This window comes from Roseivirga spongicola (assembly GCF_001592965.1).
GTDB lineage: Bacteria > Bacteroidota > Bacteroidia > Cytophagales > Cyclobacteriaceae > Roseivirga > Roseivirga spongicola.
Map to the genome: position 1 here is coordinate 254,730 of NZ_LRPC01000001.1, position 15,863 is coordinate 270,592.

General features: G+C 40.2%; 11 protein-coding genes. 2 read left to right on the forward strand and 9 right to left on the reverse strand.

The window, feature by feature from the left end; all coding sequences use genetic code 11:
* Positions 1-79: 79 nt before the first annotated feature.
* The 6 genes from AWW68_RS01135 to AWW68_RS01160 all read right to left on the reverse strand — a co-directional run bounded on the left by AWW68_RS01135 (position 80) and on the right by AWW68_RS01160 (position 10,203).
* Complete coding sequence (locus AWW68_RS01135; RefSeq protein ID WP_068215699.1) at positions 80-1,384, reverse strand: TolC family protein; 1,305 nt, start codon at positions 1,382-1,384, stop codon at positions 80-82.
* 2 nt (positions 1,385-1,386) lie between these two features.
* Positions 1,387-4,458 carry an efflux RND transporter permease subunit gene (locus AWW68_RS01140; protein WP_068215701.1) on the reverse strand — a complete coding sequence of 1,024 codons (3,072 nt, stop codon included), beginning with the start codon at positions 4,456-4,458 and terminating at the stop codon, positions 1,387-1,389.
* Between the two features lies 1 nt (position 4,459).
* Positions 4,460-5,542, reverse strand: a complete 1,083-nt coding sequence (locus AWW68_RS01145; RefSeq protein ID WP_068215708.1) for an efflux RND transporter periplasmic adaptor subunit — start codon at positions 5,540-5,542, stop codon at positions 4,460-4,462.
* A gap of 16 nt (positions 5,543-5,558) precedes the next feature.
* A complete protein-coding gene (locus tag AWW68_RS01150; protein ID WP_068215711.1) occupies positions 5,559-6,341 on the reverse strand; it encodes an alpha/beta fold hydrolase in 783 nt (260 codons plus the stop codon).
* 131 nt (positions 6,342-6,472) lie between these two features.
* A complete protein-coding gene (locus AWW68_RS01155) occupies positions 6,473-7,636 on the reverse strand; it encodes a hypothetical protein (protein WP_157717472.1) in 1,164 nt (387 codons plus the stop codon).
* Positions 7,637-7,656: 20 nt separating this feature from the next.
* Positions 7,657-10,203, reverse strand: a complete 2,547-nt coding sequence (locus tag AWW68_RS01160) for a TonB-dependent receptor (RefSeq protein WP_068215714.1) — start codon at positions 10,201-10,203, stop codon at positions 7,657-7,659.
* A gap of 384 nt (positions 10,204-10,587) precedes the next feature.
* Here AWW68_RS01160 and AWW68_RS01165 point away from each other — a divergent pair, with 384 nt between their 5' ends.
* Positions 10,588-13,149, forward strand: a complete 2,562-nt coding sequence (locus AWW68_RS01165) for a M14 family metallopeptidase (protein ID WP_068215716.1) — start codon at positions 10,588-10,590, stop codon at positions 13,147-13,149.
* Complete coding sequence (locus AWW68_RS01170; protein WP_221405959.1) at positions 13,103-13,717, forward strand: hypothetical protein; 615 nt, start codon at positions 13,103-13,105, stop codon at positions 13,715-13,717. Before AWW68_RS01165 ends, AWW68_RS01170 begins: the two co-directional genes overlap by 47 nt.
* Here the strand turns inward: AWW68_RS01170 and AWW68_RS01175 are convergent.
* From AWW68_RS01175 to AWW68_RS01185, 3 genes are read right to left on the reverse strand one after another with little or no spacing between them, the layout of a single operon-like run.
* On the reverse strand, positions 13,714-13,989 hold the full coding sequence (locus AWW68_RS01175; RefSeq protein WP_068215720.1) for an acylphosphatase: 276 nt from the start codon (positions 13,987-13,989) through the stop codon (positions 13,714-13,716). The genes AWW68_RS01170 and AWW68_RS01175 overlap by 4 nt on opposite strands.
* Entirely contained in the window at positions 13,973-14,632 is a 660-nt protein-coding gene (gene deoC / locus AWW68_RS01180) for a deoxyribose-phosphate aldolase (protein WP_068215723.1), read from the reverse strand. Before deoC ends, AWW68_RS01175 begins: the two co-directional genes overlap by 17 nt.
* Positions 14,622-15,836 (reverse strand): NAD(P)-dependent oxidoreductase, encoded by a 1,215-nt coding sequence (locus AWW68_RS01185; protein ID WP_068215724.1) that lies wholly within the window; start codon positions 15,834-15,836, stop codon positions 14,622-14,624. The genes deoC and AWW68_RS01185 overlap by 11 nt, the downstream gene beginning before the upstream one ends.
* Between the last annotated feature and the right edge of the window lie 27 nt (positions 15,837-15,863).

A 15,863-nucleotide genomic window follows, 5' to 3' on the forward strand; every position in this document is an offset into this window, starting at 1 on the left:
AAACCCAATTGAGCCACGAAAGTTCAATTGGAGGTTTTGAGAAGATAGTAAACTAGGTCTTAAAATTCAAGCACTTAGACTAACGGAGGTTCTCTCCTGCCAACCTTTTGAGCTCTACTTCTTGCACTTGAACGTTGAATGCAGCTTGCAACTTTCTTAGTTCGGCCTGAACGAAATTGACTTGAGCTTCGCGAATTTCTAGAGCAGTGGCATTGCCAATATTGTATCGGTCTTGAGCTATCTCGTAGTTTTCTTCGGCAATTTCAAAATTGCGTTCTTCCAGCTCACTCAAAGCAAGGCTATTTTCATAATTGATGAAGGCCTTTCTAATATCTGCTTCTAATTGCTGCTTCAGGTCTTGCACTTCTAATTCGCGGGTTTCTACTGCTATACGAGCATTTTGCTGCCTTCTTTTCACATCGAATCCATTGAGGATTGTCCATGAAGCTGAGACACCATAATTAATACCTTTTGAGGTGTTGCTTATAAGAAAGCCAGCATCTGAGTTCCGATCGTTGAAGTTATAACCGAAGTTTAGAGATATCTCTGGAAGTAGCTCGGCTTTTACCTCTTTGGTTTGAAGATATGCGATTTCACGATTCCTCCGCGCTCTCAACAAACTCGGATTGTTGAGGTTCACACTCTCAAGAAGACCGTTCAATTCAAGGCTCCTCTCTACTTCGAATGTCGACTGAACGGAGTATCTATTCTCTAAGTCGGCCCCCATTAGTCTGTTCAGGTCAACAAAAGCATTGTATACTACCTCCCTTTGTTGAAGAATATTCGATTGATCTGTATTGTAATCTACTTGAGCTTGTAAATAATCTAACTTAGATGTTTTACCAACTTCATAGCGAGTCTTGGCTAATTCAACTCTTGTAGCCGACAGTTCTAGCGCGTCTTCCAATACCCTTAGCCTTTCTTGCTCCAAAACAATAATGTAGTAGGCAGTAGAAATTTGAGCAATAGTATTTTCAATCTGAACCTTCAAATCGTCCTCTGCCAATCCCATTTGCTCTGCCAACCTGTCTCTAGTATAGAACATACCAAGCCCATCGAAGATGGTCCATCGGAGCGTAGGGCTCACATCTAAAGTATTAGACTTTGCACCATTTATTTCTCTTGGCGCATCGTCATTCACAAACTGCTGAGTAACATTAGTATTAGAGAAGCTTTTACTGGCCGTAACACTCACGTTAGGCAAAAATTCACCAATACTTTTATCATAGTCGTTAGTTGTCTGATCTACCGTTTTTGAAACTATTTGAATATTCAGATTCTTTTCTAGACCAGTAGCAACGGCCTCCTGAAGCGTAAGACTTTGTTGGGCCATTACGCCTCCAGAAAGGAGAATAAAAAATAAACTTGAAACAATTCTTTTCATGCTTAAGCTGATGTTCTGGCCAAACGGCTCTTCTTACTTGTAAAGTAAGAGTACATGGCCGGAATGACATAAAGAGTTAAAATAGTTGAGAATACTAGACCACCGATAATGGCTACCCCCATTGATACTCGGCTTTCGGCACCTGCTCCAAGTGCTAAGGCAATAGGTAAAATTCCCAGAATAGTTGAAAAAGAAGTCATCAGAATTGGCCTGAATCTAGACCTAGATGAATCTACAATAGCTTCCATTACACTAAGCCCTTGTGCCTTTCTTTGATTGGCAAACTCTACAATGAGGATACCGTTTTTAGACACCAAACCTACTAGCATAATGATTCCGATCTGGCTGAATACGTTCAAAGTTTCTTCATATCTCCAAAGCACCAATAATGCACCTGCAAGTGCCAACGGTACGGTAAACAGAATGATAAGCGGATCTACAAAGCTTTCGAACTGAGCCGATAGTACTAAGTAGATAAGCACCAAAGCAAAACCGAACGCAAAGTAAAGACTGTTAGTACTTTCTTTAAATTCTCTAGATTCGCCCGCTAAGTCTGTCTGAAAGGTTTCGTCTAGTACTTCATCAGCAATTCTATCCATTGCTTCAATTCCTTGACCAGTAGTAACTTTTGGAGCCAAGTTGGCCGAAACCGTAGCTGAAGCAAATCTATTGAATCGGTAGAGTTGCGGTGGAGAGCTGCTTTCAGTAAGGGTTACCAAATTATCTAGCTGAATTAGTTCGCCCTGATTGTTTCTTACATAAAGCGTTTTCAGATCTAATGGATCGTTTCTATTCTCTCTATCTACCTGACCGATAATTTGGTATTGCTTTCCATCTAAAATGAAAAAGCCAAAACGTTGACCCGACAAGCCTAGCTGTAAGGTTTGGGCAATGTCTCTAACCGATAGTCCTAAAGACCTAGCCTTCTCCCTATCAATTTCAATCTTAATCTCTGGCTTATTGAACTTAAGATCTAGATTAACAAATGTAAATTCAGGAGAGTCCTGTGCTCTGAGCATAAACTCAGGTAAAACTTCCTTCAGCTTTTCAATGTTAGGCGCCTGAATTACATACTGTACGGGGAAGCCAGAACTTCTTCTTCCTCCAATAGTTGCGGGCTGAGACAAGAATGCTCTCGCCTCGGTGTATCGATTCACTGCCGGTGTAAAGTCATCTACAATTTGTTGTTGAGTTCTCTTTCTTTGGTCTGGGTCTTTAAGAATCAGGAAAAATCTAGCAGAATTGACTGCACTATTACCAAAACCAGGAGAAGTAACCGTAATAATGGCCTGTGTCTCTGGCACTTCTTTATCTACAGCAGTGATAAGGCTATCCACATATCTGTCCATGTACTCAAAAGTGGCTCCTTCTGGCCCTGTTGCAAAACCACGAACACTGGATCTATCTTCTAATGGAGCAATTTCTTCAGGAATTCGGTTACCCGTTAAGAAAAACGCAATCATTCCTCCTGCCAATAGAATAACCACAAAAGCCATCCACCTCACTTTCATAAATGAGTCTAAAGACTTGGCATACACATTATTCAACCAAACAAAGAAGGGCTCTGTAAAATTATAAAATGCGTTGTGCTTTTCGCGCTTCTTTAATATCCGTGTACTCATCATAGGAGTAAGGGTAAGCGCTACAAAAGACGATATTACAACCGCCCCAGCCACTACAATACCAAATTCACGGAATAGCCTTCCCGTTAAACCTTGAAGGAAAATAACTGGCATAAATACTGCCACCAAGGCTACCGTAGTAGATATTACCGCAAAGAAAATTTCATTTGCTCCTTTAACGCCAGCCTCTTCTGGGTGTAAACCACCCTCAATTTTAGAGTAGATATTTTCTAGCACTACAATGGTATCGTCTACTACAAGACCAATGGCTAACACTATTCCGAGCAGGGTAAGTACGTTTATGGAAAAGCCAGAAACGTACATAATAAAAAATGCTCCAATTAGTGAAATTGGAATAGTAGCAATAGGAATTACAGTGGTTCTCCAGTCTCTTAGAAACAAGAAAATGATTACTACTACGAGCGCAAAGGCAACTATAATGGTCTGTTGCACTTCTGTGATAGACTCTCTGATATAATCTGTATTATCGAAGCCTATAGCAACATTAATATCTGCAGGTAAGTCTTTCTTTACTTGCTCAATTCTTTCATAAAAGGCATCGGCAATTTCAATATTGTTAGATCCTGGCTGAGTGATAACAGCAATACCCACCATAGGCACTCCGTCTCTCTTCAGAATAGTTCTTTCATTTTCCGGTGCCAGAACTGCCTCTCCAATATCTCTAAAGCGAACAATAATATCGCCCTCTTCTTTTACAATCAGGTCGTTATATTCTTGAGGAGTGTTGATTCGGCCAACTGTTCTTACAGTAAGTTCGGTTTCAGCACCTTCCACTCTTCCTGAAGGCAGTTCAACATTATCACTATTAACCGCATTCAATACATCTATTGGGGTAAGCTCATAGGCAGCCAATTTCTCTGGATCCATTTTAAGCCTCATGGAATACCTTTTAGAGCCCCAGACCTGTACCGAACTCACTCCTTGGATAGTCTGAACTCTTTCCTTGAAGATGTTTTCAGCTATAAGCGTTAGCTCCAGAAGGTCTCTCTCACTACTCGAAATATTGAGGAAAATAATAGGGCTCGAATCTGCATCGGCTTTAGATACGTTTGGTGGCTCTACGTCAGGAGGCAGTCTTCTAACTACTCCGGCTACTTTGTCTCTAACATCATTGGCAGCGGCCTCAAGGTCTACACCTAAATCGAACTCTGCACTAATTGAGCTACCACCATCTCTACTAGTAGAAGTCAGGGTTTTAATACCTGCAATACTGTTAAGGGCCTCTTCTAAAGGTTCGGTAATCTGAGATTCAATAATCTCTGCATTAGCTCCAGTGTAAGAGGTTGAAACAGAGATTACAGGTGGGTCTACACTCGGAAATTCCCTAACTCCCAGATACAAGAAGCCAATGATTCCGAATATGACTATGACAATATTCATTACCAGTGCAAGCACTGGTCTTTTAATACTAATGGTTGATAAACTGGCCATACTAGTCTCTTACTGAGTTTATCTGAACTGCAGAACCCGGTCTTATTTGCAGAAGGCCCGAAATAATCACAGAATCTTGTGGTTCCACTCCTTTAAGTATCTGCACTTCTTCATCCGTTCTAATTCCTATCTCTACAGGAACCGAAGCAGCCTTTCCTCCTTTAGATATATAAACCTTGTGCCCGTTTAATTCAGGGATAACCGAAACGGCTGGCACCATAAGCGCGTCTTCTATGCTCTCCATCACCAATTCGATTTTGGCGAACTGACCTGGCATTAACTGGTTCGACTTATTGTCAGCTAGTGCTCTTAGTCTAAGCGTTCTGGTAGTTTCATCAATCTTTGGCTCAATAGCGTAAACTTCGCCTTCGAAAGTATCTAAAGAAGCGTCTGTTCCGAAGCTAATTCTGTTACCTACCTTTACATTACCAGCATATTTACCTGGAATAGCAAAGTCTACTTTCATAGGGTTCAAGCTATAAAGGCTAGTAATTACAGTACCGTTAGTAATGTAGGCACCTTCACTAATTTGTCTCAAGCCAAGCGTTCCATTAAAAGGTGCTTTGATTGACATCTTATCTAGCTGAGCTTCCAGCAATCTTATATCGGCACTGGTGGTATTAAGGTTGGTCAGAGAGATATCATACTCTTCTTGACTGATAGCACCTCTATCTAACAGCTGCTTCTGCCTACCTTCAGTTTCTTTAGCCAACTGATTGCTATACTTAAGCTTTTCTAGTTGTGCTTTCAGTTCATCATCTTTCAGCGAAATAAGGAGTTCTCCTTTCTTCACCTGCTGACCTTCCTTAAAATGAACCTTAGTCACTAAGCCAGAAACCTCACTTTTTAGCTCTATAGATTCATTTGGGAGAATTGAACCAGTTACTTTAATCTTGTTTTCTATGTATTTAGGTTGAACCACACTTACATTTACTGGCAGTGCAGAAGGACCTCTAGAAGCCGTTGCAGCAATCGCGTCATTGCTACCAGAACCTGTGAAATCGTCTAATCTTGGGTAAACGGCCCAAGCAACGACTATAATGATTATCACAAGGATAACGGCAATTCGAGAAAATTTACTCATTTGAACAATTAGTAGATTAAGAATTTGAGTCTATAAAATTCATGGCCAAGCGGTTGAAAGCATCAGGTTGCTCTACATTACACACATGCCCACAATCGGGTATTATATTTAAAAATGAATTCTTATGTTTCTTTGCCAAATCCATTACCTGTGGTAAAAACATGTAATCTTCGTCTCCCATAAGGTATAAGGTTGGCATCTTTATTTCTTTCTCGTTGAAATACTTCAACAGCGGATTCAACTTATAGGTGAGGTTAAACCATCTGATGAACTCGTGCTGACATAGTTTTTTTGCCTGACTAGCAAAAAGTATCCTAGACTCTTGGTTCCGCTTGCGTGGCATAATAATCCAAGCAAATAATTTGTAAAGCCACATAAAAGGGAGGAACCTCTTAGTTGCATTGCCCACTGCCACCAAAAATTTAGACCTTACATTAAGTCGGGTTACTGCCCCCCCTAGAATAAGAGAGTTGACTCTTTCTGGAGCAATTTCACAGATGGTTCTTATGAGAATAGTACCCAGTGAAATACCTACAAAGTGCGATTTCTGGATTTTGAGATGATCTAGCACCTCAATAATATCTTTAGAGATGTTCTCAAAATTATATTCATTGGTAAAGTACCGCTGAAACATTTCTTGAGACTTACCGTGACCTCTAAGGTCAATCAATAACACATTATATCGCTCTTTGAACGATTTAATCTGCTTAAACCAAATGGATGAGCTACCTCCAGCTCCATGAACAAAAGTTACCCATTCAGTAGACTCGGCATGTTGATATGTTTTGTAATACAGCATTTGAATCCTAATTCAAAAGTAACGTCCCTCAGCCTAATTAGTTCGACCGTTTATAGAACTCTTAGTGTTAAGCAGACACAAAAAAAGTCCTGAGTTGCCTCAGGACTTTCATTATATATATTTCTAATGGGTTATTGTTTCTCTACCCACTCGCCATTCTCTCTAATAAGGTTCCAAACTTCAGTAGTAGTAGAACCATTGTAGATTACGATTGTGATCTGGTATTTCTGACCTTCTTCAGTCACAAACCCACCGCTATCTAACAAGAAAGCTAAAGCATCAATAACTTGTTCAGAGCTCCATGATGTACTTCCACCAGTTCTGTTGAAGTTACCGAAGCTAACCAAATTATCTCCTCTTGGAGTACCAGTATACTCAGCTCCGATAGTTGCGTAATCAGCATTAGATAAAGTATACTTGATAGTATTATCGGGCACCCACTCACCAGCTTCATAACCTAATTGAAGAACATCAGGAGTAACTTGGTAATGATCGTTATAAAGTAACCACTCAGTACCATTAAAGATGTAAAGACCTACAGCAGGAACATCACCATCTTCACCGTCATCGTAGTTATACTGAACTACCAAACGAGTACCAGCCTCAACAAAGTTTACTCTAAAGTTATTCAAGTAAACTGGCACTTTATCTAGACCCTCACCACTGTTAGAAAAGTCCGTTCCACTCTCACCGAAGAAATCTCCATAAGAATCTGCAGGAAGAATGAAAGTGTACTGCCATCCGTCAGAAACAGTGTACACTGCTCTAGACGTGATAGTTTCTACACCAGAACCATTATAGAACTTGTGCTCAATATCCATGTAGTCACCATCCCAAGCATCTGGTTGCTTAAATTCAGCATACTTAGGAATATCAGCAGAAAGATTGCTAAAGTTACCAAAACGGAAACCCAATTGATCGTACTCATCTGAAGTTACTGTGTACTCCCAGTAATCACCTCTTAAGTCTGGAGAACTTCCGTTGTAGAAATTGTAAGTAACTAATGCAGAAGAACCATTACCCAAGTGAGGGTACTTCATTGAAAGAACAATTGGAAGGAACTCCTTAGGCTCGTTAGGATTATCAAAGTTCTTGTACTGAGCAATACCCGCACCACCAGGAACATCTTCTAACAATTCGTAATCATCATCAGACATTGTAAACTCAAGGTCTGCAGAAATCGATGAATCAGTTGAGTTATCTAATTCTTCGAAAGTTTCTTCTAACGGGTCGCAAGACACGATAGCAACAGCCATCAATAAAGCGACAAGATTAAGTTTATTTAAGTATTTCATTTTCTAGTAAGTCTTATCAATTAGAAGTTAATTCTTACACCGCCAGTCCAAGTTCTACCTAGTGCATACCAAACAGAAGCAGAAGCAGCATTGCTACCAGAACCGTCATTAGCATCGGCAATGTACTCAGTATCAAATACGTTGTTTACGTTACCGAAAAGAGTTGCGTCAAAGTTTCCGAATTTGAAGTCGTACTTCATTCTTAAATCTACAGTAGAGTAATCTGGAACTTTCCAAGGTTGAGGACCAGTTGCCCCACCTAAGTCAGTAGTAGATCTAGAAAGTGGATCAAAGTTCGCGTAAAGGTCAGCGAAGTAGTTAGCATCTACTGAGATTTTCACGTCAGGAACAATGAAGTACTCAACAGTGATAGCTGCAGTAGTTTGAGCAGCGTCACCAACTTTCAAACCAGCAATTCTAAGGTCGAATGGATTTCCTACAGCAACTTGACCATTGAAGATTTGAACGTTAGTCAAGTCATTTTGCCATTCCCAGTCACCTAGAGAAGCCATACCTTGAATGTTCAATTTAGTATTTGGCTTATAAACGAAGTCTACTTCTATACCTTGGTGCAGTGCGTTAACACCTTTCAAGTTAGCTACTATATCGTCACCAGTGTTGTTAGGAATAGTTCTGATGAAAGCTCTGTCTTTCCACTGAGTTCTGTAAATGTTTACGTTAGCATTGAAAGTTCTGCTTCTGTAACCATAACCTAGCTCAATTGAACCAATTTTTTCGTTCTCAGCATCTGGGTTGATGTCGTTTACGAAGTTCAAGAAAACGTTATCGAAGATTGGAGCTTTCTCGAAGTAACCGATGTTAGCAAACACATTGTGATTAGCAGTTAAGTTGTAGTTTACACCACCCTTAATCTGGTAACCCAAGAAGTTTTGCCAGTCAGTAATTTGGTTAGGATCTGAATCTAAGTAGTTAAATAAGTCTTCTCTCTTGTAACCAGTATTTGAGATTGCAGCAGAAGCAAAAGCAGAAAGCTTATCTTTAGTATACTCTAACTGACCGAAACCACCAATCCAGTTTACATAACCAATGTTGTAGTAGTCATACTTATCACCTACTCTAACAGCTTTAACCGGCTGGTTAACATCAGAATCATCTAAGTAATACTCTGCACCAAGTAGGTTAGTGATTTCTCTGAAGTGGAAACCTTTGTAAGATCTAAGGTCAAGACCAACTAATAGCGTTAGGTTGTTATTCAATTCGTTTGAGTAAGTACTCAAAGCACCAAACCACTCATGATCGTTTCTAGAAGCTCTTAATGCTACAGAAGCACTACCGTCAGCATTCATCTCATTTTCAGCAATTAGTGCTTCAAAGTCAATTGGGCTATAAGTTCCTGCAATTCTAGGAGCAGTAGCGTTAGAGAAACCTAAGTTTCCTCCACCTCCACCAGTACCAGTAGAAGCATAAACTGCAGTAGAAAGCTCAGACTTGTCATTGATAGTCCAGTAGTGGTTCAATGAGAACTGAGGCTTGTGATAGAAGTTATCTTCTACAGAAAGAATTTCGCCATTTAAGATACCGTAATCAGGGTTGAATCTTTTTGGCTCTGGAGCATCTCTCCAATACTGAATAGAAGCTCTTGACTGTCTCTGACCGTGCTTTTGAGGAGCACCGAAACCAGTTAATGACAAGATGTGATTATCGTTGATTTGCTTAGTTACGTTGAAGAAGTAGTTATAACCTTCGAACCAAGTTCCATCTACATAACCATCACCAGTGATTTTAGCACCTGAAAGGCTAACAGCCCATCCGTCTTCTGAAAGACCAGTTGAAAGAGCAAAAGAAGCTTTAGAGTAACCATTGTTACCAGTATAAACCGCAACGTTACCACCTTTTTCAGCATCAGTAGTTTTTGTCAAAATGTTGATTGTACCACCAATTGATGGAACGGCTACTTTAGAAGCACCAAGACCTCTCTGAACCTGCATAGACTGAGTAACATCAGTTAAACCTGCCCAGTTAGACCAGTAAACTCTACCATTCTCCATATCATTTACAGGCACACCGTTGATCAATACAGCTACGTTCTCTGAATTAAAACCTCTAAGGTTAATTCTAGAGTCACCGTATCCACCACCAGCTTTAGTAGCATAAACACCAGGAGTAGACTTCAACAATTCTGGGAATTCCTGATTACTCGCTCTCTCTACAATTTGTACAGACTTAATTGTAGAAATAGCAACTGGAGTTTTTCTTTCTTCTGCAACGGAAGCAATTACTTCGATCTGATCGAGAGCAATCACATTTGGTTGCATTTGAATATCTCCTAAATCTACATCGCCAGAAACACTTCTTTCGATAGTAATCTGATCGTAACCGATGTAAGAAATTCTGAATGTAACGTTTCCTGATACATTGGCGATTCTAAATCGACCATCAACATCAGATACCGCACCTTTGGTAGTTCCAACCACCAATACAGAAGCACCGAAAACACCTTCTCCGGTTTCTGCATCGAGCAATCTCCCTTGTACAACACCGCCCTGAGCAAATGCCGTAGCAAAGGACAACACAAATGTCATTAAGACTAGTAATTGTTTCCTCATAGTTATAATTAGTTAATAAAGATTCTTCTTTTAGTGTCGTTAAGAATTTGGGAACAAATCTACAGGCTTACGAGGTCATGACTGTTTGACAAATGTTATGATTTCGCTACGAATCGGACCTTACATTAACCTATCCTTAACATAACTTAACCAACCGCCACTTGCTTTTTCCGCATCTACCAAAATAGGATGCAAAATAATTGTACTCTAGGACCTCCAACCCCGCCTATTCTGCTCCCTAATCGAGCTTATCGCTCAATTTAGCCACTTTCTGGCAAAGTGCCCATACTTACAACTTGTCAATTCAACTTTACTTAACTAAGAAGACCTTTATTTCATTAAGTGAAGGTTATCAGTATATTGCCTTTTGAGAACTTGATTACTATGAAAACTAAGTTGGCAGGACTACTATGTGTATTCTATATATGCACAGGATTTCAGGCATTTGGCCAGAAAAACCTAGACTATTATCTCCCTCAAAACATATCATTTAACCCTGCCATTCCAACTCCAGAGTCTGTTATTGGACATAAGGTTGGAGAGTGGCACATAACGCATGACAAGCTGGTACTTTACATGAGGGAATTGGCCAAAATTTCTGACAGAATCACCCTAGAAGAAATTGGAAGAACTCATGAAGGTAGACCGCAGGTGTTACTCACTATTACGCACCCTACCAACCAATTAGGCATTGATAAGATCAGAAGTGACCATGCTTGGCTCACTTACCCAAATGAGGCCGATAAGTTCGACATTAAAAAAATGCCTGTAGTCACCTATATGGGTTTTAGCATACACGGCAATGAGCCGAGTGGCTCAAACGCCTCTTTATTGGTTGCTTATTACATGGCTGCAGCCCAAGGTTCTGAAGTAGAAAATATGCTCAGAAATTCCGTTATACTACTAGACCCTTCATTTAATCCTGATGGATTAAATCGTTTTGCAACATGGGCAAACATGCATAAAAGCAAGCGCGTTAACCCAGACCCTATGGATAGAGAGTATAGCGAAGCATGGCCAGGTGGAAGAACCAATCACTATTGGTTCGACCTGAACAGAGATTGGCTTCCATTACAACAACCAGAATCTAGAAATAGAGTAGCTAAGTACCATCAGTGGAAGCCCAACATACTCACCGACCATCACGAAATGGGTACAAACTCCACCTTTTTCTTTCAACCAGGTGTTCCTCAAAGAACTCACCCATTAACCCCAGAATTAAACCAAGAACTCACTCAAAAAATTGGAAATTACCATGCCGCTGCTCTAGACAGTATAGGTTCTTTGTACTTCACAGAAGAAGGGTATGACGACTTTTACTATGGCAAGGGCTCTACCTTCCCAGATATAAATGGAGGAATAGGTATCTTATTTGAACAAGCCAGCTCTCGTGGTCATGCACAAGAAAGTGACAACGGTATTTTGGAATTTCCTTTCACCATAAAAAACCAGTTTAATACTGCTCTTTCTACCTGGAAGGCTGCCGTGGAAATGAGAGTAGAATTGCTAGACTACCAACGCGATTTTTACAAAAGAGTGCTTCGCGAAGCAGACAACGACAATGTAAAGGCATACATATTTAAGGCTGAAAAAGACCCTGCCAGGGCATTTCATTTGGCAGAGATACTCGATGCCCAAGAAATTGACTTCTACAGACCTTCAAGAGAAATAAAACTCAATGATGAGTCTTACAATCAAGACAATGCTTACATAGTGCCCTTGAAACAGCGAAACTACAAGCTAATCAAAGCTATGTTCGAAAAGAGAACTGAGTTTCAAGACAGTCTTTTCTACGACATCTCGGGTTGGACCTACCCAGCAGCATTCAACCTTGAGTATGCCGAAATGAGCAGTAGGGATTATAGTCGCAACCAGTTGGGCGGAAAAGTAGACAATTTACAGTTCCCGAAAGGGCAAGTTGTTGGTGGCCAAAGCAATTACGCTTACGTGTTCGAGTGGCATGGGTACTATGCCCCAAGAGCAGCGAACCGACTGTTAGAAAAAGGGATTAGAATCAAGGTAGCTACTAGTAAGTTTATTGGCTCAGATGAAAAAGAATTCGATAGAGGTTCCATTCTTGTTCCTGTAGCAAATCAGGCATTATCCGAAACTGAGCTCTTTTATGAACTACAGCAAATTGCTGAAAACGATGCCCTTCAAATCCACGCAATGAACACTGGCCTTACAGGCGGAGTAAGCTTAGGTAGCAACACTTTCATAAACCTTGAAAAACCAGAGGTAGCTCTTATTGTTGAAGCCGATAACTCATATGATGCAGGAGAAGTATGGCATCTACTAGACACTAGAATGAATATGCTTGTCACTAAACTTCCAGAAAGCAGGGTCGGTTCTAATGCAATAGACAGGTACAACACCATAATTATTACTGGTGGCTTAGATCTATCCGAAAGAGAAACAGATAATCTTAAAAGGTGGATAAGTAATGGAGGCACACTTGTGGGTATAGGCTCTGCCGTAGAATGGATGGCTAGAAACAAGCTTTCTGACCTTAAGGCGGTTGAAGTAGAATATCCAGGAACCGAAGACATAACTTACGACCAGATTAACAATTATGCGAGATCGCAATACATACCTGGAGGAGTTTACATGTCTGAATTACAGCTTTCTCACCCTATGGCCTTTGGTTATTATAGAGAGGAACTACCTGTATTCAAAAGAGGCACTATATTAATTGAACCTTCTGAAAGTAAGTTTGCTAATGCAGCTGTTTATGCTGAAGAACCCCTAATTTCTGGATGGATTAGCGATGCCAACTTGGAAGCAATGAAAGGAGCATCATCCGTAAGAGTTAGTAGTATTGGCAGAGGCAGAGTAGTTTCTTTAGTAGACAATCCAAACTTTAGAGCATTCTGGTATGGCACTAACAAACTAATGATGAATGCCATTTTCTTCGGAAGAATCATTAATGGATACTCTGCCAGATAATTGGATTTACGTTCCGAGACCTGATATTTTTAGCTATTTTTGTCAAAATTACTTCACGGTGGAGAACCGACTTTTTCTATTAGATAAGAACTACATTCTCAAGCAGGCCCAGAACGATCTGAGACTAGAGCTTCAGGCTCAATTAGTTGACATCGTTAAGCTCGGCTACTTCAATTACTTCAATCCATTGAGACTGAAGGATGATATCAGTGTGCAAGTGGAAAAGTATGAGGCCGAAAACTTATCATTTTTTGATGAGCTCTACGATATACTTGCAGGAATCTATAGATATCAGATTGGAGACAACCAGTTAGAACTGCTTTTTGACGGCACTAGTCACTACGAAAAATATGTAGCTGACTGGAAATATGCTTTTGAAGGATATATTAAAGACATGTGCCTGAGAAAGAACTTTATTCTAGCCGTTTTGGAACTTACTGTATTTCACTCTGCTGAAAAGCGAATTGAATTGGCTCAAAACAGAATGAAGGTTGCCATATTTGATCATTTTGAACTCAAGGTGTACAAACACCGTGGTATTCAGACCTTCAAAACTAAAAGCGCTTAGGCCCTCCTTATTCTAAAGCCAGAATAGTTTTTCAATTCAGTTTCTCGATGCAAAACTTGGTCTACTTTAGCCTTTGGCGGTCCAACTTTACACCATAGTAATAGAGCATTTAGGTCTACCCGCTCTCCTTCTGCGTGAATTAACACATCTCCATTATCTAGGTTCATACACCAACCTGAAATCCCCAATTCAGTGGCCTTATCTCGTGTAGACGCTCTATAGAAAACGCCCTGAACTTTCCCCTTAATAGTTATTTCAAATGCTATCGGCATATTGCTGCATAATTTCTACTCCAGATGAAGTTCCGAGTCTATCGGCCCCTGCATTAATCATAGCTTGAGCGTCTGCTAAAGTTTTTATTCCACCAGAAGCCTTTATTCCCACATTAGATGGAGCATTTTCTCTCATTAGTTTGATGTGCTCTACTTTCGCTCCGGCACCTGCAAACCCTGTAGAAGTTTTTACAAAATCAGTTCCGGCCTCAGAGCACAACTTGGTTGCTTTTATTATTTCTTCATCGGTCAGATAGGCCGTTTCAATAATCACTTTCATTAAGCAACCAGCCTCATGAATGATATGAGCACATTTGGCTAACTCAATCTTCACCCAAGGCATTCCATCTTTAAAAGCTGAGATATTCATGACAATATCTAGCTCATTCGCTCCTTGCTCAATGGCTTGCTTAATTTCTAACTCTTTTACCTCAGTCTGATTGTAGCCCAAGGGAAAACCAATCACCGTAACCAATTGAATATCCGTATCGGCTAATTCTCGTGCAGTTTTCTTCACCCAAAAGGGAGGAACACAAACCCCCAAGAATCTATGTTCTTTTGCCTCCGCTATGAGTAGGTCTACATCTTTACCGACCAAAGTAGGTTTGAGGGCAGTATGTTCTATGTATTGATTAATGTCCATCTACGTAATCTTGTAGGTAGGAAAATTTATCGGTTAGCTCACCATTTTGAGTAATAGTGGCTCTTTCAATAATAGCGTCTTTATCTTCTCCCAAAAGGTTAGGCAGAATATGTGAAACAAACTCCTTCCCAAAATCTTCAGATGCATTTCTTGGCAACTCACAAGGCAAATTATCTACAGCCATTACTGTAATATTACCTTCATCGGTGTAGGCTTCTTCGACCCTATCATTGCTTGGGTTGTAGTCATAAACAGGATCTTCAATAGTACTTGGCTGCTTGGTGGAAGGAATAGAGCCTTCAATATCGCAAGTAATATCTGCCACCACGTGAATCTTAAAATCATTGCGAGAGATGTCTTCTTTATTGAATAACACAGGAGCCCTAGGATCCCAGAAAGCACCAGCAATTAGCAGATCAGCCTTTTTCGCATACTCTAAGAAGCTAGATTCATACTTAGTAGGGTCAGCATAAAACTCATCTCTATTAAAGATTCCACCTGCAATTCTGCTATTATAATCTCTTGTATTAAGTTGAGTATATACAGGCTCGTTGAAGTATTCATTTAGAAACTCCGCAGGACTTACCTTTCTAATTCCCATTCCATCGAGCACTTCCATAGCACCTTTAGAAACTCTTCCTCCACCAGTAAGAATTATCTTAATTTTTGGAAGGGCAACTTTGCTATATTCAGTCTTCAAATCGTCTAGATCGAAGCAAGTATGAGCTGGCCTAAGGTGGAAAAGGTTATAGCGTTTGCCATAAGTCAATATGCCGTTATAAGCACCAACAATGCCGGCATACCTTCCGAACGCAATGAGGCGCTTTCCCTTTTTATTAGTCAGGCACTCCCAATCGATCAGTCTGATTTTCTTCTTCATGATTGTCTGAAGAAGCTCTCTGTTATACTCTTGCTTTTTAATGGTGTGTGAAAAGAAGAAATGCGTTTTACCATCGGCCAACATATTCATTGGCACTTCTTTAACACCTAGAATAATTTCACAATCGGAAACATCATCTACCAATGTGGCTCCTGCTTGCTCATATTCTTCATCCTTAAAGCAACGAATATCGCTTCGTTGACATTTAATCTCTAAAGACGGATTTAAATCTAAAATCGATTTGACTTGATCTGGAGTTAAAGGCACTCTCCTATCTACAGGAATTTTGCCCTCTTTGATGATACCAATGGTAATATTCGACATAGTACAAAATTAGGATTCTGTCCATGT

Bases quoted from the DNA above. Each gene is read 5' to 3' on its own strand.
- AWW68_RS01135 (WP_068215699.1), bottom strand. From the start codon at position 1,384: ATGAAAAGAATTGTTTCAAGTTTATTTTTTATTCTCCTTTCTGGAGGC.
- AWW68_RS01140 (WP_068215701.1), bottom strand. From the start codon at position 4,458: ATGGCCAGTTTATCAACCATTAGTATTAAAAGACCAGTGCTTGCACTG.
- AWW68_RS01145 (WP_068215708.1), bottom strand. From the start codon at position 5,542: ATGAGTAAATTTTCTCGAATTGCCGTTATCCTTGTGATAATCATTATA.
- AWW68_RS01150 (WP_068215711.1), bottom strand. From the start codon at position 6,341: ATGCTGTATTACAAAACATATCAACATGCCGAGTCTACTGAATGGGTA.
- AWW68_RS01155 (WP_157717472.1), bottom strand. From the start codon at position 7,636: ATGAAATACTTAAATAAACTTAATCTTGTCGCTTTATTGATGGCTGTT.
- AWW68_RS01160 (WP_068215714.1), bottom strand. From the start codon at position 10,203: ATGAGGAAACAATTACTAGTCTTAATGACATTTGTGTTGTCCTTTGCT.
- AWW68_RS01165 (WP_068215716.1), top strand. From the start codon at position 10,588: ATGAAAACTAAGTTGGCAGGACTACTATGTGTATTCTATATATGCACA.
- AWW68_RS01170 (WP_221405959.1), top strand. From the start codon at position 13,103: ATGCCATTTTCTTCGGAAGAATCATTAATGGATACTCTGCCAGATAAT.
- AWW68_RS01175 (WP_068215720.1), bottom strand. From the start codon at position 13,989: ATGCCGATAGCATTTGAAATAACTATTAAGGGGAAAGTTCAGGGCGTT.
- deoC (WP_068215723.1), bottom strand. From the start codon at position 14,632: ATGGACATTAATCAATACATAGAACATACTGCCCTCAAACCTACTTTG.
- AWW68_RS01185 (WP_068215724.1), bottom strand. From the start codon at position 15,836: ATGTCGAATATTACCATTGGTATCATCAAAGAGGGCAAAATTCCTGTA.